Below are 21,882 nucleotides of genomic sequence, written 5' to 3' on the forward strand. Positions count from 1 at the left end.
GGCAGGCTCTGCAACGCTGGAAGGTGAATTTATGGAGGGGAATGCTATCACAACCTCACCCATTGAGCGAGGTTGTGAAAACCGGGATTAATGACCCGGGAAAGGCACCAGGCTGTAGCTGGTAATACCCTGTTTTGCCAGGCGCTGTTCACCGCCAAGATCGAACAGGTTGATGATGAAGGCCGCGTCGGTCACTTCCCCACCCAGACGGCGGATCAGCTTGACGGTCGCTTCGATGGTGCCGCCGGTTGCCAGCAGATCGTCAACCACCAGCACTTTGTCGCCAGGCTTGATCGCGTCAACGTGGATTTCCAGCTGATCGGTGCCGTACTCCAGCTCGTAGCTCTCGGCGATGGTTTCACGCGGCAGTTTGCGCGGCTTACGCACCGGCACAAAACCCACGCCCATCGCCAGCGCAACCGGTGCGCCAAAAAGGAAGCCGCGGGCTTCGGTACCTACTACTTTGGTGATCCCGGCGTTTTTATAACGCTCCACCAGCAGTTCAATGCTGAGCGCGTACGCTTTCGGGTCTTCCAGCAAGCTGGTGACATCACGGAAAAGAATGCCAGGCTTTGGATAGTCCTGGATACTTTTGATGCTATTTTTCAGATATTCAAGCTGCTGTGCAGTTGCGGTCATCGGTTTGTGCCTAAATGAAACAGTGTTACTCACGGCGCGCGACGAGTCGGTCAAAGTAACAGTTGTTTAACCTTTGACCAGGCGCACCTGTGCTCGAAAACGGTCGAATTTACTGGCTGCGCGCCATAATTGCAACCGCCATGATGAGGCTTCAGTGCTTTTGTTGCTTTTCATCAACCACGGGGATCCGCCACATGAAGATCAGCAGGCAGGCCAGGATCGCCAGCAGCAGAATACGCACCCACATCATGTTCACCAGCCATAACGAAACGGCGAAGGTGATCAGGATAAAGGCAATGGCGCGCGGCTTGGCCCCGGGCGGCATGGCCCGGTGTTTTTGCCAGTGCCGCAGGTAGCCGCCAAACCACGAGCGGTACAGCAGCCAGTGGTGAAAACGCGGCGACGAGCGGGCGAAGCACCAGGCGGCCAGCAGGATAAACGGGGTGGTCGGCAGCAAGGGCAAAACCACACCTAGCGTACCCAGCACTACCGCGAGCCAGCCAATGATGATTAAAATAGTACGCTGCATAATGCGAATCGTTATCAAACTGAACGGCTACTTTACCACTGGAGAGCGCATTGAAAACAGCACTGCTTCTTGAGAAGCTGCAAAATCAGCTGATCGCTCTGCGGGCGCAGGCCACGCCGCTGATGGGACACGCCACGCTGAAACCGCGCTTTGACCGGCAGCTTTTCCGCACCCGCAGCACCGTCATTCAGGATTACCTTGCTGAGATGCAGACCAACCTCGATGAGCTTCGCCACGCGGTTGAGAGTGAACAGCAGGAACAGGTGGTGTGGCTTGCGGAGCATCTTACCGAGCAGATCACCGCCCTGCACCGCGAAATCGCCGCCTGGCCGCTACGGACGTGGGACAGCGCCTCGCCTGGGCTGGGAAAATGGCAGCGCAAGCGGCTGGAGAACCAGGAGTTTGAGCGGCGTCTGTTTGAGATGAAGCGCGAGCGCGAAGCCCGCCTGAACAACAGCGAAACGCTGGAAGAGCAGCAGCTATTGATGCGCGAGATTAGCGCGCTGGAAGGCCGCATCGTCCGCTGCCGTCAGGCGCTGGATGAGATTGAACGCGTGATTGAACGCCTGACCCGTTAACTGGAGCCACATTTATGTCACTGGAAAATGCACCCGATGAGGTCAAGCTGGCCGTCGATTTGATTATGCTGCTGGAGAATCATGAGATCCCCGCCGGGACGGTGCTTAAAGCGCTGGAGATTGTGCGGCGGGATTTTGAGGGGAAACTTCCCCCTCACCCTAACCCTCTCCCCGTGGGAGAGGGAAAATAGATTAAGCCGGAGTCGGGTCGTCGCCCTTAATGTCGCGCTTCACTTCCGTATGCTCATCACCTTTCTCGTTACGCAGGTGAACCTCAAGCTGGTTGAAGGCGATATTAATATCGTTTTCACGGCACAGGCGATCGATAGAGCGGTTAAGCTCATCCACCGTGTAGCTGCGGTCGCGCAGCTCGCGCACGTATAAACGCAGCTCGTGATCCAGCGTACTCGGCCCAAAGGTGGTGAAGAACACAGCCGGGGCAGGATCGTGCATCACTTTCGGATGCTCAGACGCCGCCTTCAGCAGCACCTCTTTCACCTTATCCAGATCCGATCCATAGGCTACGCCCAGGCGGATCACCACGCGCGTCACCGTATCAGAGAGCGACCAGTTGATCAGACGCTCGGTCACGAACGCTTTGTTCGGGATGATCACCTCTTTGCGATCGAAGTCGGTGATGGTGGTCGCACGAATTCGGATCTTGCTGACGGTCCCGGAGAACGTGCCGATGGTGACGGTATCGCCGATACGCACCGGACGTTCGAAGAGGATAATCAGGCCGGAGACAAAGTTACCGAAGATCTCCTGCAGGCCAAAACCAAGACCGACCGAGAGGGCCGCCGCCAGCCACTGCAGTTTATCCCACGAGACGCCCAGCGAGCCGAATACCGTCATCGCCCCGACGATAATGATGACGTAATTCAGGATGGTGGTGATGGCGTAAGACGCCCCCTGGCGCAGGTTCAGCCTTGAGAGCACCAGCACTTCCAGCAGACCCGGCAGGTTACGAATCAGCGCCCAGGCCACCACCGACGACACCAGCGCAAACAGCAGGCTGCCCATGGTGACGCTTTTCATCACCGCCGCGCCGGCTTCGGTACCGTTGTACTGCCAGAGGGTAATGCTGTCGAGATAGGCGAAGACGGTAATTAAATCAGACCAGATCGCCCAGAACATCACCGCAAACAGCGCGATCATCACCAGCATGGTGATACGCAGCGTCTGCTGGTTAACCTGCTCCAGCGCGATGGTCGGCTCTTCCTGCGGCTCCGCGCCTTCGGCCCCCTCTTTCACCTGATGCTGACGACGCGCAATGGCACGACGGTAAGCAATGCGGCGGGCCGCGACGCTTAAGCCGCGCAGCACGGTCTGATAGAGCAGGTTCCAGACGATCACCAGATAGACCGTCTCGATCCAGCGCCCGGACAGGCGCAGCGTGGTGTAGAAGTAGCCCGTTGCCGTAAGCACCATCAGCGCCAGCGGAATGATCGCCAGCACCGTCACGGTGGCCAGACGGATATTGTGGGACTCCTTATCGCGCCAGCTGTCACGGCACATCGGCCACATCAGGATCGCAATCAGCAGCAGGTTGAGCAGAATGACCAGTTGACCCAGCACATCATCCATCAGATGCAGCGGGGAAAGCTCGGAGACTACCGACCAGAAGTGCAGCGGCAGGAGCGCCAGGCTGACGCGCACAATCTGGCGACGCCAGTGGCTGGTCAGCTGAGCCGGCATGTTGAAGTGACGCACCGCCACGCCGTCTTTTTCGAGCACCTTCCAGCACACGCCAAATACCAGCCAGAACAGCGCCAGTTTTTTACTGAACGCCCAGAGCAGATCGCTGACGTTAAGCTGCATCGTGAGCAGGATCAGGCCCACGGCCAGAATAATCAGGCACACCGGCAGCGCGCGAATGAGATCGATCAGAATCGCTTTTGGCGTATGGAGCTGGCTGTCGTTACGCAGTTGCCCCACTTCCGAGGCCAGCTTCGCCTGGTACTGTTTCAGCCATTTCAAACGCCAGCGGATCAGACCGGCAATCAGCAGCAGCGGTAAGCCCGCCAGGAAAGCAATCATTACCGCAGGCCAGGCTTTCTCCCAGTTCACGGTGATTTTCATGCTCTTAATCTGCGTTTTCAGCGTCTCCGGGAAGGACTTAATCCAGTCCCAGTCCATCGGCTTATTGCTGTTCACCCAGAAAATCTGCTGCGTCAAAATCTCCTGCAGGCTTTTTGACACGCTGACCAGCTGCTGCTGGTTGATCTGCAGGTTAATCGCCATCATCAGCTGGTTGCCCAGCTGTTTATTGAGCTGGTCCAGCAGTTCACGGCGCATATCCACCACCTGGAGCAGCGCGTCATGCACTTCCGGGTTTACGTCACTGGAGTGCCCCTCTTCAATTTTGGCGACGAAGGCATCACTCTGGAAAAGGGCATCGCGTTGCTGGTTGACGTCAAACTGTTCCAGACGTAAATCCGCAATGCGGTTGGTCATGTCCTCCAGCTCGTCGGCAGACGGCAGCGTCTGCTGCTGCTGGTAGAGAATACGCGACAGCAGGAGGCTGCCCTTCAGAACCGCGATCTGCTCTTTAATGTTGCGTTCCGCCTGCAGCGCGCGATCCAGCCAGTTCTTCACTTTGATATTTTGCTGAACCAGCGAGTTGCCGCTTTCCGTCGCCAGTATCAGGCGCTGGCTGAGCTGGTGGTTAGCTTCAAGCTCCTGTTTCACCAGCGGGTTGGCCTGAATGCGGGCAGTTTCGTCCGGCGAGACGGCTTCCTGAGCGGTTTTTTCCGTCAGGGTCAGGCGTTTGCTGTTTACCGCCTCCTGCAACAGCTGAAGCTGATGCTCCAGACGATTAATATTCGCCGTCACGTAATCACGCTGCTTCTGGAGCGTGTCCTGCAGCACCGTATTCCCTTCCAGGCTTTTACGCTGCTGTTCAATTTGCGCATTGAGCAGCGACTGCTGAACCAGCAGCAGGGTTTGCTGGGTCGGGCGCAGCGTGCCCTCCCCTACCGTCGTGCCGTTCAGGCGGTTGCGGATCTGCTGCAGCTGCTGAGACGCGGCGTACATCGCGTTTTGCACGCGCTCGGGCTGGGTTTGCAGGGAGACGAGCTGACTGTTGTAGGTCGCGAGGTCAGACTGTGCGGTTTGCAGATCGTCGAGCAATTGCGCGACGCGCGATTCCAGCTGGCGTAAGGAGAGCGTGGAGAGCGTTTTGCGCGTTTCATCGTCGTTATCGACGTCGCTTAGTGCGCTTAGCGCTTCCGTGGCCTTACGCATGTTCTCCGGCGCCTGCGCCACCTTCTGACGAAGCTGTGCAGTTTCAGCCTTAACGCGTTCAATTTTATCCAGCGTTTCCAGCGTTTCCGTCAGATCCTGCTGCGTCAGTTTTTCCTGAGGAGAGAGTTCTTTTTGTTTATTCAGCGTGTCGAGCTGCGACTGAACATCAGCGCGCGTGGGGATATCGTTACTGTTGTCGGCGCGGGCCCAGGTCAGCGGCGCCGTGGCGAAGAAAAACAGCATAGCAAAGAGCAATGCAAATACAGGATGTTGCGAGCGATTGATGGGCAGCATAGTTGTGAATGATGTCAGCAGATGACCGAAAATAGTCCGGCGTGAAGAATATCACGCTCGTCAGAAGCAGAATAGCGAGAACGTAAGCCTCTGAGATAAATCCTGGAAGGACTCAGGCCGTGAGCGAAAGCGCGTCGCTGCGCAGCGTCGGGCAGAGCTGTAGCATTTCCAGTAAAACCGCCACGTAGCTGCGGGCTTCCTCTTTGAGGTCAAAGGATTGCGGCGCAAAAAGCCAGTTTTCCATCAGACCTGAAATGTAGCTGCGCATCAGGATGGCCGCCCGGCGGGTGAGTAAATTGGCCGGTAACAGCTTTGCCTGCATACACAGGTTCAGGTTCTGTTCGATACGATCGTAGCTCTCCAGGCTGAGGCTGCGCTGCGCTTGTTGCACCACCGCCATCTCGCCCACGAACTCACATTTATGAAAGATAATTTCCATCATTAATCTGCGACGCTCTTCAACTACCGTTGCTTCAAGGATATATACTAATATTTCTCTTAATACTGAGAGTGGATCGTCAGGGAATTTTGCCCGATACTCACTCTCGAGATCGCTAATGCTGGACTCTGAAAGCTCCCAGATTTCACTGAACAGATCTGACTTGTCTTTAAAATGCCAGTAAATCGCTCCCCGCGTCACACCGGCAGCCTGAGCAATTTGCGCCAGCGAGGTAGAAGAAACACCCTGCTGAGAGAACAAACGTATTGCCACATCCAGAATGTGTTGTCGGGTTTCCAGCGCTTGTTGTTTAGTTTTTCGTGCCATAGGTGGGTGAATTTACAGGAGTCAGATTTACATACATTTGTGAATGTATGTACCATAGCATGACGATAATATAAACGCAGCAATGGGTTTTTAGACTCAGGACCCTTGATCAATTTGAAATCGGACACTCGAGGTTTACATATGAACAAAAACAGAGGGTTAACGCCTCTGGCGGTCGTTCTGATGCTCTCAGGCAGCTTAGCGCTTACAGGATGTGACGACAAACCGGCTCAACAAGGAGCTCAGCAGGCGCCAGAAGTCGGCGTTGTGACACTCAAATCTGAACCTCTGCAGATCACCACAGAATTACCAGGCCGTACAAACGCTTACCGCATTGCGGAAGTGCGTCCTCAGGTTAGCGGCATTATCCTGAAACGTAACTTTACCGAAGGCGGCGATGTGAAGGCCGGTGAGTCTCTGTATCAGATTGATCCCGCGACCTATCAGGCTTCTTATGAAAGCGCGAAAGGTGACCTGGCTAAAGCACAAGCCGCGGCAAAAATTGCCCAGCTGACGCTGAACCGCTACCAGAAACTGCTCGGCACGAAGTACATCAGCCAACAGGATTACGATACCGCGCTGGCAGATGCCCAGCAGGCTAACGCGGCCGTGGTAGCAGCCAAAGCGGCTGTCGAAACTGCACGCATTAACCTGGCCTATACCAAAGTGACCTCCCCTATCAGCGGTCGTATTGGTAAATCTTCCGTGACGGAAGGGGCGCTGGTGCAGAACGGGCAGACCACTGCGCTGGCTACCGTGCAGCAGCTTGATCCGATCTACGTTGACGTGACGCAGTCCAGCAACGATTTCCTGCGCCTGAAACAGGAGCTGGCTAACGGCACCCTGAAACAGGAAAACGGCAAAGCCAAAGTGGAGCTGGTTACCAACGACGGTATCAAGTTCCCGCAGGAAGGTACTCTGGAATTCTCTGATGTGACGGTCGACCAGACCACCGGTTCCATCACCTTACGTGCGATTTTCCCGAACCCTGACAAAAATCTGCTGCCGGGTATGTTCGTTCGCGCGCGTCTGGAAGAAGGAACGAATCCAACCGCACTTCTTGTTCCACAGCAGGGTGTAACCCGTACGCCACGCGGCGATGCGAGCGCACTGGTTGTTGGGGCAGATAACAAAGTCGAAACGCGCAATATCACCGCCACGCAGGCGATTGGCGATAAATGGCTGGTGACGGAAGGTCTGAAAGATGGCGATCGCGTGATTGTTACTGGTTTGCAAAAAGTACGTCCTGGCGCGCAGGTAAAAGCACAGGAAGTGACATCTGACGATAAACAACAAGCTTCGGCCGCTGGCCAGTCAGAACAAACCAAGTCTTAACTTAAACAGGAGCCGTTAAGACATGCCTAATTTCTTTATCGATCGCCCCATATTTGCGTGGGTGATCGCCATTATCATCATGCTGGCCGGGGGACTTGCGATCCTGAAGCTGCCTGTTGCGCAATATCCAACGATTGCGCCACCGGCGGTAACGATCTCCGCAACCTACCCGGGGGCTGATGCGAAAACGGTGCAGGATACCGTGACTCAGGTTATCGAACAGAACATGAACGGTATCGATAACCTGATGTACATGTCCTCAAACAGTGACTCCACCGGTACGGTTCAGATCACCCTGACCTTTGAATCCGGTACGGATGCGGACATTGCGCAGGTTCAGGTGCAGAACAAACTGCAGCTGGCAATGCCTCTTCTGCCGCAGGAAGTGCAACAGCAGGGTGTGAGCGTCGAGAAATCGTCCAGCAGCTTCCTGATGGTTGTCGGCGTTATTAACACCAACGGCACCATGACGCAGGAGGATATTTCCGACTACGTGGGCGCCAACATGAAGGACGCCATCAGCCGTACGTCCGGTGTGGGTGACGTTCAGCTGTTCGGTTCCCAGTACGCGATGCGTATCTGGATGGATCCGAACAAACTGAACAACTTCCAGCTGACGCCGGTTGACGTGATTAACGCGATTAAAGCGCAGAACGCCCAGGTGGCAGCCGGTCAGTTAGGCGGTACGCCGCCGGTGAAAGGCCAGCAGCTTAACGCGTCCATTATCGCGCAAACCCGTCTGACCTCCGCCGATGAGTTCAGCAAAATTCTGCTGAAGGTGAACCAGGACGGTTCGCAGGTTCGTCTGCGCGACGTGGCCAGGGTTGAGCTGGGTGGTGAGAACTACGACATCATCGCGAAGTTTAACGGTAAACCGGCGTCCGGTCTGGGTATCAAACTGGCGACGGGCGCGAACGCCCTGGACACCGCGACGGCGATCCGTGCAGAACTGAAGAAGATGGAACCGTTCTTCCCGTCAGGCCTGAAAATCGTTTATCCGTATGACACTACGCCGTTCGTTAAAATTTCGATTCACGAAGTGGTTAAAACGCTGGTAGAAGCGATCATCCTGGTGTTCCTGGTGATGTATCTGTTCCTGCAAAACTTCCGCGCGACGCTGATCCCAACCATCGCCGTGCCGGTCGTTCTGCTGGGGACCTTTGCCATCCTTGCAGCCTTTGGGTTCTCGATAAACACCCTGACGATGTTCGGGATGGTGCTCGCCATCGGCCTGCTGGTGGATGACGCCATCGTGGTGGTAGAGAACGTCGAGCGCGTGATGGCGGAAGAAGGTTTACCGCCGAAGGAAGCCACCCGTAAATCTATGGGCCAGATCCAGGGCGCGCTGGTCGGTATTGCGATGGTGCTGTCCGCGGTATTTATCCCGATGGCCTTCTTCGGGGGCTCTACGGGTGCGATTTACCGCCAGTTCTCCATTACCATCGTCTCCGCGATGGCGCTGTCGGTACTGGTAGCGTTAATTCTGACGCCAGCGCTGTGTGCCACCATGCTGAAGCCGGTTCAGAAAGGCGGTCACGGCGAGCATAAAGGGTTCTTCGGCTGGTTTAACCGCATGTTTGATAAGAGCACGCACCACTACACCGACAGCGTGGGCAATATCCTGCGCAGCACTGGTCGTTATCTGCTGCTCTATATCATCATCGTAGTGGGGATGGCGTTCCTGTTCGTTCGTCTGCCAAGCTCGTTCCTGCCAGATGAAGACCAGGGCGTGTTCCTGACGATGGCGCAGCTTCCGGCGGGTGCGTCGCAAGAGCGTACCCAGAAGGTGTTGGACGAAGTGACGGACTACTATCTCACCAAAGAGAAAGCGAACGTTGAATCCGTGTTTGCGGTTAACGGCTTTGGCTTTGCGGGTCGTGGTCAAAACACCGGTATCGCCTTCGTTTCTCTGAAAGACTGGGCGGATCGTCCGGGCGATGAGAATAAAGTTGAAGCGATCACGGGCCGTGCCATGGGCACCTTCTCGCAGATTAAAGATGCGATGGTCTTCGCCTTTAACCTGCCAGCGATTGTTGAACTGGGTACGGCGACCGGCTTCGACTTCCAGCTGATCGACCAGGGCGGTCTGGGTCACGAGAAACTGACGCAGGCGCGTAACCAGCTGTTCGGCGAAGTGGCTAAACACCCTGACCTGCTGGTCGGCGTACGTCCAAACGGACTGGAAGATACGCCGCAGTATAAGATCAACATCGATCAGGAAAAAGCGCAGGCGCTGGGCGTGTCCATCAGCGACATCAATACCACGCTGGGCGCGGCATGGGGCGGTAGCTACGTCAACGACTTCATCGACCGTGGTCGCGTGAAGAAAGTGTACGTCATGTCCGAAGCGCAGTACCGTATGTTGCCGAACGATCTTAACAACTGGTACGTTCGCGGCAGCAACGGTCAGATGGTGCCGTTCTCATCCTTCTCAACGTCACACTGGGAATACGGCTCTCCGCGTCTGGAACGTTACAACGGTCTGCCGTCGATGGAAATCCTGGGCCAGGCCGCACCGGGCCGAAGCACCGGTGAAGCCATGAACCTGATGGAAGAGCTGGCTAGCAAACTGCCTGCGGGTATCGGCTATGACTGGACTGGTATGTCCTATCAGGAACGTCTGTCCGGTAACCAGGCCCCTGCCCTGTACGCCATTTCACTGATTGTGGTCTTCCTGTGTCTGGCGGCGCTGTACGAGAGCTGGTCAATTCCGTTCTCCGTTATGCTGGTGGTTCCACTCGGGGTTATTGGTGCGCTGCTTGCGGCAACGTTCCGTGGATTGACCAACGACGTGTACTTCCAGGTAGGCCTGCTGACAACCATTGGCTTGTCGGCGAAGAACGCGATACTTATCGTTGAATTCGCCAAAGATCTGATGGAGAAAGAGGGTAAAGGCCTTATTGAGGCGACGCTGGAAGCGGTGCGTATGCGTCTGCGTCCAATCCTGATGACCTCTCTGGCGTTCATCCTCGGCGTAATGCCGCTGGTTATTAGCTCCGGTGCAGGCTCCGGTGCGCAGAACGCGGTCGGTACAGGTGTAATGGGCGGTATGATCACCGCGACCGTACTGGCTATCTTCTTCGTCCCGGTGTTCTTCGTGGTGGTGCGCCGCCGCTTCAGCCGGAAGAATGAAGATGTTGAGCACAGTCATTCGGTAGAACCTCACTGATACCGGTTTCATATAATAAAAAGGCCGCATTTGCGGCCTTTTTCATTTTCAGAAAAAATCATAAAATAAGCTTATTGAGGTCCTATTTATTTTCTGCCATCTTAAACAGACATATCATATTTAACTGATAACTTAATAGGTGAACTCAGGATTTTTTTAAATCTATTTCCCTGCTTAAGTTGTTAGGAATATTCCTAATTAAAAGTTAAGACAAACGGAACTCCGGATGTGAACTTTTTCTTATGGCTGTAAGCTAAGCCAATGAAACGTAAGGAAGCGAAAAAACTATCGTTAATCCTCATAAAAAAGTTCAGTTTCGGATGAACATTTGCGTAGACGCTCGCAGCCTGCGGTTTTATTTGTAATTTTTCGTAATAGCGCGGTGAAATCCAGGAAGGAGTGGCTTATAGTTAGGTTATCAGGAACACAGCGCTCATGTAGCTAAGTCAGATGTATCCATCCCGACAATGATGTTCGGTGAGTAAGAAATCACTCAGAAGGGGATGCGCTATGGACGAGTACTCGCCAAAAAGGCATGATATCGCGCAGTTGAAATTTCTCTGCGAATCCTTGTACCATGACTGCCTTGCCAATCTTGATGAAAGCAACCATGGCTGGGTAAATGACCCAACGTCTGCCATCAATTTACAGTTGAATGAGCTGATAGAGCATATCGCTACCTTCGCACTTAATTATAAAATTAAGTACAATGAAGATAATAAGCTCATTGAGCAAATTGATGAATACCTGGACGACACCTTTATGTTGTTCAGCAGTTACGGCATTAACACTCAGGATTTGCAAAAATGGCGTAAATCGGGAAACCGGCTATTCCGCTGTTTCGTCAACGTGAGCAGAGCTAACCCGGTTAGTCTTTCCTGTTAAAATTATTACAATTACTAAGGTGAATTTATGTCTGATAAACCACTCACAAAAATCGATTATTTGATGCGCTTACGACGTTGTCAGTCAATTGACACCCTTGAACGCGTCATTGAAAAGAATAAATACGAGCTTTCTGATAATGAACTGGCGGTATTTTATTCAGCCGCTGACCATCGCCTTGCAGAGCTAACGATGAATAAGCTGTATGACAAAATCCCTACTTCTGTATGGAAATTTGTCCGTTAATCTTTGAAGTGTGTCTGTAGAGGTTCTACGCCACGTTATAAGCTGTATTCACCTGTCCCGTTATGCTCCCTGCGCGAAAGCCAGGTCTCCGTGTTAAACGCGCTCATCAGCAACAATGTTGTGACTGTGGTCACATCGGCCTTCCGGGAACGTTCCCCTTAACGCCTGTTGCGATTACCCTTCAGGAATAACATCCAGAGAGGTTTCCGATGAGCATAGAAAAACAGAAGATGATTTCAGGTGAACATTACCGCCCTGGTGATGAGACGTTACGCGCCGACCGGCTTCGGGCGCGCCATCTGCTTCACCGCTATAACCACACCGCGCCTGACGAAAAAACAGAACGCCAGAACATTCTGGCGGAACTGCTGGGACAAAGCGAAGGGGCGTATATTGAGCCGAGCTTCCGCTGTGACTATGGATATAACATTTATCTGGGCAAAGACTTTTACGCCAACTTCGATTGCGTAATGCTGGATGTCTGCCCTGTACATATTGGCGACAACTGCATGCTCGCGCCGGGCGTTCATATTTATACGGCCAGCCATCCGCTGGATGCGCAAGAACGTAACAGCGGAGTGGAGTTTGGTAAGCCCGTCACCATTGGCAATAATGTCTGGATTGGTGGACGTGCGGTCATTAACCCAGGCGTCACCATCGGGGATAATGTGGTTGTGGCTTCCGGTGCCGTCGTGACGAAAGACGTGCCGGCTAACGTCGTCGTGGGCGGCAACCCGGCGAAAATCATCAAAACGCTGTAACGATCCGGGGAGCCAACTGTTATGGTCTTTTAGCGCCCGACTGTTACTTTTTTCAGCCTGATGGCTCCCCTAAAATTGGCAGATACCCTGTATTGTCAACTCTCAAAAGGCCAAAAATGACCGAGATACAGCGCCTGCTTACCGCTACCATCGACGATCTTAACCACCGCGAAAAGCGAGACAATCGCCCGCGCTTTAGCATTAGCTTTATCCGCAAACACCCCGGGCTGTTTGTTGCCATGTATGCCGCCTGGCTGGCGACGCTGATTGTCATGCTGAAGTCCGAAACGCTGGTGGACTCCGTCTGGCTGCTGGTGGTGCTGTTTGTCGTGTTTAACGCCTTTTTCTTTTTCGACGTGAATCCCCGCTACCGTTACGAAGATATCGACGTCCTCGATTTCCGGGTCTGCTACAACGGCGAATGGTACAACACGCGTTTTGTGCCAAATGAGCTTATCGACAGCATCCTGCACTCTCCGGCTGTCGAAACCGTGCACAAAGAGAAGCTGCAGAAAATGGTCGCAACGAAAGGCCAGCTCTCTTTTTATGATGTTTTTACCCTTTCCCGCCCTGCTGCTGCGTAATTAACGCCTGCAGGCGTCGGATACCCGGCGCAAACTGCGAAGCAGAGGTGTTGCCGTAACCTAAAACCAGGCCGGTTTGCCCCTGCTTCGTCTCCAGGTAATAGCCGCTCAGCGCAGCGGGTGCCAGCTGAAATGCCCTCGCTTTCTCCACCAGCCGCTGGTCGTCGATACCGTCAATCGCCAATGCCAGGTGCATTCCCCCTTCACCGGCAAGAACACGGTGCGGAGTATAAAGCTCTGCGCTCAGCACCTCCCGCAGCTGGCGGTAACGCTTACGATACAGGCGACGCATGGCGGCAAGATGACGGGCATAGTGCCCCTCCTCGATAAACAGCGCCAGGGTGCGCTGTTCTGCGCGATGCCCGCCGCGCAGCAGCGAGCCGATGGCCGGACGCGCCGCTTTCGCCAGCGCTGGCGGTAACACCATGAACCCCATTCGGAGCGACGGAAACAGCGTTTTACTGAACGTCCCCAGATACACAACGGGCGCGTTGTTGACCATGCCCAGCATCGCCGGTACGGGCTCGCCGACATAGCGGAACTCGCTGTCGTAATCGTCCTCAATGATCCAGGCCTTGTGCTGGCGGGCCAGTTCCAGCAGCGCCAGACGCCGCCGCGCGCTGAGCACGCTCCCGTAAGGAAACTGATGCGACGGCGAAGTGAAAATGAGCGCAGGTGAAGGCGCATGCAGCCCTTCCCAGCACATTCCCTCGTCATCCACCGGTATGCCGATCATCGCAAGGCCGGTTTTGACGAAGGCGCTTTTGGCCCCGCTGTAGCCGGGATTTTCCACCCAGGCGACATCCCCCGGCTCGCTTAACAGCATCGTGCACAGATTGACGCCCTCCAGCGCCCCTTCGGTTATCACAATCTGGCTGGCGTCGCAGTCAATGCCGCGAGAAATCGCAAGGTGACGGGCGATGGCTGCCCGCAGCGACGGCTCACCGGCCGGTTCGCCATAGCCCAGCAGAGCGCTCCCCTCCTCCCGCAGGACGCGATCGTACAATCGCCGCCACAGCGGCAAGGGGAAATAGTTGATGGCGGGCGTTCCCGGCGTAAAGGCCATCACCGGGGTGTCGCGCGGCACAGGCGCAGGCAGCTGGACGACACGTTTTGCCAGACTGACCTCAGGATCGGTCAGAACCCGCGGGCTGGCACGATGGGCGAATTGCGCCACCCGCGTCCCCTGACGGTTACGCAGCAAATAGCCTTCGAGCGTGAGCTGGTCCAGCGCCGCATTGACGGTGTTCCGTGAAACGGAAAGCTGCTGCGCCAGCGTTCGCGAACCGGACAGCTGGCTGCCGGACCGAAGCCTTCCGCCCAGTATGGCCTCCCGCAAAGCGAGATAGAGCGCGCGCTGGAGCGTCTCTTCCCCACGCGTTTTAAGCGCAGCATGGAGCAATGTATAAAGTTCATCGCCCGGTATGTTCATCTCATCTCCTTGTGGTACCACCAAAACATAGCCGAGTGGTTCTTTTTAAGGAACCAGTAATTTTCTAATCTGGAACTCTTCTCAACGTCACGGAAATAAAGATGAAGACATTCAATGAGTTTGGACAACCTGTGGGCGAAGCCCTTATCGACTGGCAGCCTCGCCCTCATCCGTCCCGGGTGGTACTGCAGGGGCATTATTGTCGGCTTGAACCGCTGCGCGTGGAGCATGCCGGGGCGCTGTTCTCCGCCTATGCTCTGGCCGGAGACACCCGGAGCTGGACGTGGCTACTGCGTGAACCCGATGCCACGGCCGCTGAGTTTACCGAATGGGTGGCAAGCGTGTGTGAGTTATCTGACCCGATGCACTTTACCGTTATAGATAATCAGACCCAGGCCCCGGTCGGGACGCTGGCCCTGATGCGGATCGATCCTAAAAACGGCGTTGTGGAAGTGGGACACGTTCACTTCTCCGTGCTGTTAAGCCGCACGCCCATGTCAACAGAAGCGCAATATCTGCTGATGCGGTACGCGTTCGATACCCTGGGCTACCGGCGATATGAATGGAAGTGCAACAGCCTGAACGAACCATCACGCAAAGCGGCACTGCGTCTGGGCTTTCAGTTTGAAGGCCGTTTTCGCCAGGCGCTGGTCATAAAAGGCCGTAACCGGGATACCGACTGGTTTTCGATTCTCGACAAAGAGTGGCCGGCGCTGGCGAGCGCCTTTGAAGGCTGGCTTGCCACCGACAATTTTACTGCCGATGGCAAACAGAAAAGATCCCTGGAAAGCTGGCGAGAAACGCGCGTCTAGCGTCTTTTTTTACGTCCCTGCACCGCCTTAAAGCGCGGATTGGATTTGCAAATCACGTATAAGCGTCCCTTGCGTTTGACTATCTGGCAATCCGGGTGACGCTGTTTTGCGCTGCGCAATGAGTTAAGCACCTGCATGGTTAGCCCCGCTTCGCATTAAGAAAACCGCCAAAACGCTTGCGGAAGCGCGCTGCGCTGCCATCCGTGGAAAACGTTTTTTGCTTACCGGTATAAAACGGATGCGATTTTGAAGAAACCTCGATAGTGATGTACGGATACGTTTCACCGTCGAGTTCAATTTCGCGGTCGGTTTTAATGGTTGAACCCACTTTAAAGTATTCATTGGCACTGGTGTCGTGGAATACCACGGTGCGATACGCTGGATGGATGTTTGGTTTCATCATAAATCCTTTGTGTTTTGTTATAACATAACAAATAATATCCAGGCAAGGTTGAAAAAACAACCCTCTCTCTCCTGAGGATATTTTCTAATTTGCTTTAGATAACATGAAAACCCTGCCCCCACGTGCTATAACTATTTCATTTCGCGGTAAAATCTTTCTCTTCAGGCAGGAAACTCAGCGTCCGGATTCGGGCATATGAGAAAGGAAACGACAGCATGAAAACCCGACATCTGGTCAGTCTGGTGACTGGCGTACTTATCTTTTCCGTGCTGGTTCCCATTTGCCTCAGCATCTGGCTTGCCCATCGCCAGGCAGAAGAGAAATTTGTTGATGCGCTGGATAGCTATGCTTCTCGGGTGCTGATGCGCACCGACAGGGTCGTGGATCAGGCTAAAGAAGCGTTAAATCACCTGCAGGGATTTAAGGGCGTTCCCTGTAGTCCGCTGCATTTGAGGGAAATACGTCGGGTCGCGTTCTCGTGGCGCTATATCCAGGAGGTGATCTATATCGACAACCTCAAACCCCTCTGCTCTTCGCTTGAGCAGGCCAGTAAATCCGCCGCTTATCCTCCCCCCATGCGTATCACCGAAGATGGCTACAGCGCGTGGCTTACCGCACAGAACGATCTTGGCTTTCACCGCTATATGGCCGTGCTCGGGAAGGGCCATTACCTTGTTCTGGTCGATCCTGCCTCGCTTGTGGATGTGATCCCTTTCGGGGCGATTGCCATTGATGCCGCTCTGGTGGGAAGCGCAACGCATCTTATTTTCGCCAGCAGTAACACGCTTGATCCGCATATCCGCGACCGGATCAACGATCGAGGCGTCTCCAGCGTTCAGTACAAGGGCTCCATGTACGTGATGAAGCCGGTACCTGAGCTTGGATTTACTGTCGTCACGTGGGCATCGCTCACCCCCCTGGCTGAAAGCTGGCACCGACAGCTGCTTTTCTGGCTGCCGTTTGGCGTCCTGATAAGCCTGCTGGCGGCACTGTTTGTCCTGCGGCTCCTGCGACGTATCCAGTCGCCGCGCAATCGCCTGCTGGACGCCATTAACAGCCGCGATTTTGTGGTTCACTATCAGCCTATCGTGGCGCTGTGCAGTGGAAAAATTGTGGGTGCGGAAGCGCTTGCGCGCTGGCCCCAGCCAGACGGAAGCAGTCTCTCGCCTGATATATTTGTGCCGCTTGCCGAGCAAACCGGCCTTATCTCGCAACTGACGCAGTTAGTTATGGAAAAAGTGTTTGAAGATATGGGCCACTGGCTGCGGCTCCACCCCGATCAGCATATCTCCATCAACCTCGCCCCGGCCGATTTGACCTCCGGTAATCTGCCGCCTTTACTGAGTCAACTCCTGAATAAGTGGCAGATTCATCCCCGACAAATCGCCCTTGAGTTAACCGAGCGTGGCTTTGCCGACCCCAAAATCAGCGCGCCGGCTATCGCCGCGTTTCGCCGTTCGGGTCACCCTGTCTACATTGATGATTTTGGCACGGGCTATTCCAGCCTCAGCTATCTGCAGCATCTCGATGTCGACACGCTAAAAATTGACAAATCGTTCGTGGATGCACTGGAGTACAAAAACGTAACGCCGCACATTATCGAAATGGCGAAGTCGCTGCAGCTGGCAATGGTGGCGGAAGGCGTGGAGACCGAAGGGCAGCTTACCTGGCTGCACCGCCACGGCGTGCAGTATGGGCAGGGGTGGTTCTACAGTAAGGCGCTGCCCAAGACGGAATTTATCCTTTGGGCAGAGAACAACCTCGCCACGCGCTCTACTTAAGATAGGATTTGATCACCTGCAGCACGACGCCAAGATCGGCTTCACGCTGCGCCTCTTCGGGCTCTTTCACGACATGATCGGTAAGATGCCCTTCAATCACCTGCATCATCATGCCATTGACCGCGCCACGGATCGCTGCCAGCTGCTGCAGCACTTCAGCACATTCGTGATCGCTGTTGAGCATTTTCTCCAGCGCGGTGCTCTGCCCCTGAATTTTCTTCAGGCGAGTCAATAACATCTTCTTATCGCGAACGGTATGTGACATCTCTGTCTCCCTCATTTTTGGCTTTTAAAGCATATCACGCTCTACTCCCCCTGAGTATTTTTCTACTGGGGGGTAGTATTAACCTACTGGGGGGGAGTACTATTTGCGCACGCTTTCCATACTGGAAATTTCAATGAACGATTTTGCTTCACTCCTGCAGCAGGGTAATGCCTGGCTGTTTGTTCCCAGCGCTATCCTGCTCGGTGCGCTGCATGGCCTGGAGCCGGGCCACTCAAAAACAATGATGGCTGCCTTTATCGTGGCTATCCGCGGCACGCTGAAGCAGGCGGTGTTGCTCGGTCTGGCGGCTACGCTTTCCCATACGGCGGTAGTCTGGATCATTGCCATGGCAGGACTATGGTTTGGCCGCGGCTGGGACGCACATACGTCTGAACCCTGGTTCCAGCTGATCTCCGGGGTGTTGATCGTTGCAATCGCCCTGTGGATGGCGTGGCGAACCTGGAAAGAGAGCCGGCCACACGATCATCATCACGATTGCCACCACCATCATGACCATGACCATGATCATGACCACCACCATGATCATCACCATGAACACCCGCTGGTTGAAGAGGAGTGGCAGGACGCCCACCAGCGCGCGCACGCGCAGGATATCAACCGGCGTTTCAACGGACAAAACGTGACGACAGGACAGATCGCGATGTTTGGCCTGACCGGCGGGCTTATCCCTTGCCCAGCGTCCATCACCGTTCTGCTGATCTGCCTGCAGCTGAAGCATTTTGCGCTCGGCGCGACGCTGGTTTTCAGCTTCAGCATCGGTCTGGCATTAACGCTGGTCGCTTCCGGCGCGATTGCCGCCTTAAGCCTTAAGCACGCGACAAAACGCTGGCCCGGATTTAGCGAACTTTCCCGCAAAGCGCCGTGGATCTCCGCCGCGCTGATTATCGTGGTAGGGATTTACATGAGCCTGCATGGCCTGAGCGGCATTCTGGCGTAAGCAGGCGGCCACGCCCGGTGGCCGCCTCTCAGCTCAGGTAAGAGTCTGCTGCCAGCTAAAGGTATAACGAAGCTGGCGCGTCTGCAGGATAAATTCCGGCGAAACGCTGGGGCTCCAGGAGTCATCGCCGCCCACCCCCATATGAAACGCATCGAGGTTGAGCCAGCACCCCGGCTCTTCCCGCAGCAGATGATGATGGGTTGTCTCACGCAGCTGCTGCTGGCTATAGCGGCCCACTGAGAAATGGAACGCGCCATTCAGCTGATGCGCACCCAGCACAAGTTTGCGGGTATCGCAGCGCAAACCATTTTCCGTCGGGAAGATATACGGCGTGTGCATGTCTGCCAGGGGCAGTGTCCAGCGCCCCTGCTGCGCCGCCAGCTTTCTGTCCGGGTAGTTTTCATGCGGACCCAGCCCCAGCCAGTCAACCTTTTCTGGCGTTTCAGCGAGATGAACGCTCAGGCCAATGCGCGCGGGCTCCGGGATATCAGACGCAATATCGACCTGAATGTCGCCATGCAGAACACCCTGCTCGTCCACCCGCCAGATTTTACGGCTCAGGAACAGCGCCCTGCCGCGATGCTCCAGGACATTAAGCGTGGTAACCACCACCTCACGCGCATGCTGCTCTGCCTCACAGTGCAGCATGCGCGAGGTGAGATCGTACATGCCCGCCGCTTTCCAGCGTTCAACCCACGCGTTTGGATCGATGCGCGTCGCTTCGCTCACCCCAATGTCGTTGTCCAGCGGCGCGCGGCTGACGTTATCCGTCACGGGTGAAAGCAGCGTTTCAACGCCATTTCGCCACCATTGAGTCAGGTTTCCGGATGCGCGATCGAACTGCCATCGCTGTTGACGATGCGTGACCTCCAGGATGCGATCGTTTTGCGTTAAAACTGGCGGCTCGCCCGTAGAGGCTGGCGGTGCAATAAAGAGTGGAGCGGGAAGCGGCCACTGCTCCCACGCGCAGCGATGGCCTGCCGGTGACCACGGCGTTGCCCGCGGCTGGCGCACTTCAACATTCAGCCAGACTTCCCCCGGCTCGGCTTTCAATTCCGGCAGAGCGATCTCCAGACGCTGAACGCCTTCAGGGGCTATCGCCAGCGTCACCTCGCCCGAAGCCAGTACCTTCCCATCCCGGGCAACCGTCCAGCTCAGCACTTCGTTATCGGTAGGGCGGAACAGGTAGTCGCTTTGCACCTCAATCACCAGCGGAGAGGTACTGACCAGCGTAAAGGTAAAGAACTGCTGGGCGCGCTGCGCCTCGTACAGCGCCGGGTGCGGCGTGCGATCGGGGAAGACCAGGCCATTGAGGCAGAACTGGCGATCGTTCGGCGTATCGCCAAAATCCCCGCCGTAGGCCCAGAACGCGTTGCCCTTTTCGTCTTTCTTCGTCAGTGCCTGATCGACCCAGTCCCAGACAAACCCACCCTGCAGGCGAGGATGGCTGCGAAACGCCTGCCAGTATTTCGCAAACCCGCCGAAGCTATTTCCCATCGCGTGGGCGTATTCACAGAGGATCAGCGGACGCGTTTCGTCGGGCATACCGATCCATTTTTTAATTGACCATTTAGGCACCGCCGGGAAAGGCTGATCCCAATCGACCCGGGCGTACATCGGACAAACAATATCGGTCGCCGCCGTATTCGCCCCGCCGCCTTCGTACTGCACCGGGCGCGTGGGATCGGTGGTTTTCAGCCAGCGGTACAGCGCATCATGATTCGCGCCGTGGCCGGACTCGTTACCCAGCGACCAGATGATAATTGAGGGATGATTGCGATCGCGCTGCACCATGCGGGTTACGCGCTCGCTCATGGCGGGCAGCCAGCGCGGATCGTCAGCGAGGCGGCTCATCGGCACCATGCCGTGGGTTTCAATATTGGCTTCGTCAACGACGTACAGCCCGTAGCGATCGCAAAACCGGTACCACAGCGGATGGTTCGGGTAGTGCGAGCAACGAACGGCGTTGAAGTTATGCTGCTTCATGATTTCGATGTCGCGACGCATGGTCGCCTCGTCCATCACCTGACCGTTTTCCGGGTGATGCTCGTGACGGTTAACCCCGCGGATCAGCAGCGGCTTACCGTTAAGCTTCAGCAGGCCGTTGCTGATGTCAACGCGGCGGAAGCCCACATCGCACGCCTCAACCTCCAGCACCTCGCCCTGCGGACTGAGAAGCGCCATCGTCAGGCGATACAGTTCCGGCGTTTCAGCACTCCAGAGCGCGGGACGGTCAATGGGGATCGCCACCGTTAAGCGTTCGTCCCAGCTGCCGCGCTCGTCCACAACGGCAGACCCCGGACGCCGGGAAACGCTGGCGCATTTTTCACCCTTGCGCCACAGGGTAAAGACCACCTCGCAGTCTGCAAAGCCCGCCCCTGCCAGCGCGACATCTGCCTTAAGCACCGCGCGGTCCAGCTCCGCATTCAGGTCCGTCACCACGCGATAATCGGCAATCTGCGTTTCGGGTTTATGCAGTAGCGTCACATCGCGGAAAATACCGCTCATGCGCCACATGTCCTGATCTTCCAGATAGCTGCCGTCGCACCAGCGCAACACCATGACCGCCAGGCGGTTCTCACCGGGCCGCAGGACCGTCGAGAGATCGAATTCGGCAGGCAGCCTGCTGTCCTGGGAATAGCCCATCCACCGCCCGTTGCACCACAGATGAAACGCAGAGTTCACGCCGTCAAAGATGATGCGGGTCTGCCCGCTCTGAAGCCACGCGTCATCCACATCAAATGTGAGCGAGTAACAGCCGGTTGGGTTTTCCTGCGGCACAAAAGGCGGATTAACGGGGATAGGATAGGTGACGTTGGTGTAGATGGGCGTGTCAAACCCCTGCATCTGCCAGTTCGACGGCACGGGCATCGCAACGGCGTCTGCACAATCTTCGGTTACCCACGCCTCCGGGATTTGCTCAGGTGCAGGAAAGTAGTTAAATCGCCACACCCCATTGAGGGAGCGTCTGCTGGCGGATGCAGCATCATCCAGGGCAGGCTGTTCAAGACGCCAGCTGTGTAACGGCGCATGTGCCTTCAGACGGTTCCACTGGGTGACACCCGGGTTTTCCCAGTCCCGTCGGGCCAGAATGGCGCTGAGAGTCAGCGATAAAGTGTTGGGCATATTAACCTCTTTGCGAAGCGCTCACAATTTTGGTTAACATGCCCTGGCACCCGGCGACGGTAAAGCACGCAAT

Annotated in this window: 20 protein-coding genes; 11 read left to right on the forward strand and 9 right to left on the reverse strand. The window is 55.6% G+C overall.

Annotation, left to right across the window (positions count from 1 at the left end):
• Positions 1 to 87: 87 nt before the first annotated feature.
• Both apt and IM271_RS08770 read right to left on the reverse strand, forming a co-directional pair.
• Positions 88 to 639 carry an adenine phosphoribosyltransferase gene (gene apt / locus IM271_RS08765; RefSeq protein WP_059357444.1) on the reverse strand — a complete coding sequence of 184 codons (552 nt, stop codon included), beginning with the start codon at positions 637 to 639 and terminating at the stop codon, positions 88 to 90.
• Positions 640 to 790: 151 nt separating this feature from the next.
• Positions 791 to 1,168, reverse strand: coding sequence for a DUF454 family protein (locus IM271_RS08770; protein WP_028012194.1), 378 nt, complete (start codon positions 1,166 to 1,168; stop codon positions 791 to 793).
• Between the two features lie 50 nt (positions 1,169 to 1,218).
• Here IM271_RS08770 and priC point away from each other — a divergent pair, with 50 nt between their 5' ends.
• A complete protein-coding gene (gene priC / locus IM271_RS08775) occupies positions 1,219 to 1,746 on the forward strand; it encodes a primosomal replication protein N'' (RefSeq protein WP_045259917.1) in 528 nt (175 codons plus the stop codon).
• Positions 1,747 to 1,760: 14 nt separating this feature from the next.
• The gene (rsmS, locus tag IM271_RS08780) at positions 1,761 to 1,937 is read left to right on the forward strand and encodes a pleiotropic regulatory protein RsmS (protein ID WP_032644839.1); all 177 of its coding nucleotides are present in this window, start codon (positions 1,761 to 1,763) and stop codon (positions 1,935 to 1,937) included.
• Between the two features lies 1 nt (position 1,938).
• On the opposite strand, the gene mscK is transcribed toward rsmS, so the two are convergent.
• Together mscK and acrR are read right to left on the reverse strand one after the other, a co-directional pair.
• The gene (mscK, locus tag IM271_RS08785; protein WP_192986286.1) at positions 1,939 to 5,286 is read right to left on the reverse strand and encodes a mechanosensitive channel MscK; all 3,348 of its coding nucleotides are present in this window, start codon (positions 5,284 to 5,286) and stop codon (positions 1,939 to 1,941) included.
• 112 nt (positions 5,287 to 5,398) lie between these two features.
• Positions 5,399 to 6,052 carry a multidrug efflux transporter transcriptional repressor AcrR gene (acrR, locus tag IM271_RS08790; RefSeq protein ID WP_063942740.1) on the reverse strand — a complete coding sequence of 218 codons (654 nt, stop codon included), beginning with the start codon at positions 6,050 to 6,052 and terminating at the stop codon, positions 5,399 to 5,401.
• Positions 6,053 to 6,193: 141 nt separating this feature from the next.
• Here acrR and acrA point away from each other — a divergent pair, with 141 nt between their 5' ends.
• The 6 genes from acrA to IM271_RS08820 all read left to right on the forward strand — a co-directional run bounded on the left by acrA (position 6,194) and on the right by IM271_RS08820 (position 13,032).
• Positions 6,194 to 7,387 carry a multidrug efflux RND transporter periplasmic adaptor subunit AcrA gene (gene acrA, locus IM271_RS08795; protein ID WP_041911060.1) on the forward strand — a complete coding sequence of 398 codons (1,194 nt, stop codon included), beginning with the start codon at positions 6,194 to 6,196 and terminating at the stop codon, positions 7,385 to 7,387.
• A gap of 22 nt (positions 7,388 to 7,409) precedes the next feature.
• Complete coding sequence (acrB, locus tag IM271_RS08800; RefSeq protein ID WP_193052460.1) at positions 7,410 to 10,556, forward strand: multidrug efflux RND transporter permease subunit AcrB; 3,147 nt, start codon at positions 7,410 to 7,412, stop codon at positions 10,554 to 10,556.
• A gap of 510 nt (positions 10,557 to 11,066) precedes the next feature.
• A complete protein-coding gene (gene tomB / locus IM271_RS08805; RefSeq protein ID WP_028012188.1) occupies positions 11,067 to 11,441 on the forward strand; it encodes an Hha toxicity modulator TomB in 375 nt (124 codons plus the stop codon).
• Between the two features lie 27 nt (positions 11,442 to 11,468).
• The gene (locus IM271_RS08810; protein ID WP_008499287.1) at positions 11,469 to 11,687 is read left to right on the forward strand and encodes an HHA domain-containing protein; all 219 of its coding nucleotides are present in this window, start codon (positions 11,469 to 11,471) and stop codon (positions 11,685 to 11,687) included.
• Positions 11,688 to 11,896: 209 nt separating this feature from the next.
• Positions 11,897 to 12,448 (forward strand): maltose O-acetyltransferase, encoded by a 552-nt coding sequence (gene maa / locus IM271_RS08815; RefSeq protein ID WP_193052461.1) that lies wholly within the window; start codon positions 11,897 to 11,899, stop codon positions 12,446 to 12,448.
• Positions 12,449 to 12,564: 116 nt separating this feature from the next.
• Positions 12,565 to 13,032, forward strand: coding sequence for a YlaC family protein (locus IM271_RS08820; RefSeq protein ID WP_028012186.1), 468 nt, complete (start codon positions 12,565 to 12,567; stop codon positions 13,030 to 13,032).
• Here IM271_RS08820 and IM271_RS08825 read toward each other — a convergent pair.
• On the reverse strand, positions 13,004 to 14,464 hold the full coding sequence (locus tag IM271_RS08825; RefSeq protein WP_193052462.1) for a PLP-dependent aminotransferase family protein: 1,461 nt from the start codon (positions 14,462 to 14,464) through the stop codon (positions 13,004 to 13,006). The genes IM271_RS08820 and IM271_RS08825 overlap by 29 nt on opposite strands.
• Positions 14,465 to 14,565: 101 nt before the next feature.
• Between IM271_RS08825 and IM271_RS08830 the strand changes: the two genes are divergently transcribed.
• On the forward strand, positions 14,566 to 15,276 hold the full coding sequence (locus IM271_RS08830; protein WP_048999068.1) for a GNAT family N-acetyltransferase: 711 nt from the start codon (positions 14,566 to 14,568) through the stop codon (positions 15,274 to 15,276).
• Here IM271_RS08830 and ykgO read toward each other — a convergent pair.
• Both ykgO and IM271_RS08840 read right to left on the reverse strand, forming a co-directional pair.
• Positions 15,273 to 15,413, reverse strand: coding sequence for a type B 50S ribosomal protein L36 (gene ykgO, locus IM271_RS08835; RefSeq protein WP_003859006.1), 141 nt, complete (start codon positions 15,411 to 15,413; stop codon positions 15,273 to 15,275). The two genes, IM271_RS08830 and ykgO, sit on opposite strands and share 4 nt — an antisense overlap.
• A 2-nt stretch (positions 15,414 to 15,415) precedes the next feature.
• A complete protein-coding gene (locus tag IM271_RS08840) occupies positions 15,416 to 15,676 on the reverse strand; it encodes a type B 50S ribosomal protein L31 (RefSeq protein WP_006176933.1) in 261 nt (86 codons plus the stop codon).
• A gap of 218 nt (positions 15,677 to 15,894) precedes the next feature.
• Here IM271_RS08840 and IM271_RS08845 point away from each other — a divergent pair, with 218 nt between their 5' ends.
• Entirely contained in the window at positions 15,895 to 17,460 is a 1,566-nt protein-coding gene (locus IM271_RS08845) for an EAL domain-containing protein (RefSeq protein WP_193052463.1), read from the forward strand.
• Here the strand turns inward: IM271_RS08845 and IM271_RS08850 are convergent.
• The gene (locus IM271_RS08850) at positions 17,453 to 17,725 is read right to left on the reverse strand and encodes a metal/formaldehyde-sensitive transcriptional repressor (protein WP_028012182.1); all 273 of its coding nucleotides are present in this window, start codon (positions 17,723 to 17,725) and stop codon (positions 17,453 to 17,455) included. The two genes, IM271_RS08845 and IM271_RS08850, sit on opposite strands and share 8 nt — an antisense overlap.
• A 133-nt stretch (positions 17,726 to 17,858) precedes the next feature.
• Here IM271_RS08850 and IM271_RS08855 point away from each other — a divergent pair, with 133 nt between their 5' ends.
• Positions 17,859 to 18,683: a nickel/cobalt efflux protein RcnA gene (locus IM271_RS08855; protein ID WP_193052464.1), complete on the forward strand. Its 825-nt coding sequence runs from the start codon at positions 17,859 to 17,861 to the stop codon at positions 18,681 to 18,683.
• Positions 18,684 to 18,716: 33 nt separating this feature from the next.
• On the opposite strand, the gene IM271_RS08860 is transcribed toward IM271_RS08855, so the two are convergent.
• Complete coding sequence (locus IM271_RS08860) at positions 18,717 to 21,809, reverse strand: beta-galactosidase (RefSeq protein ID WP_193052465.1); 3,093 nt, start codon at positions 21,807 to 21,809, stop codon at positions 18,717 to 18,719.
• Positions 21,810 to 21,882: the final 73 nt, after the last annotated feature.

This window comes from Enterobacter cloacae complex sp. I3, assembly GCF_014896175.1.
GTDB classification, from domain to species: domain Bacteria; phylum Pseudomonadota; class Gammaproteobacteria; order Enterobacterales; family Enterobacteriaceae; genus Enterobacter; species Enterobacter bugandensis.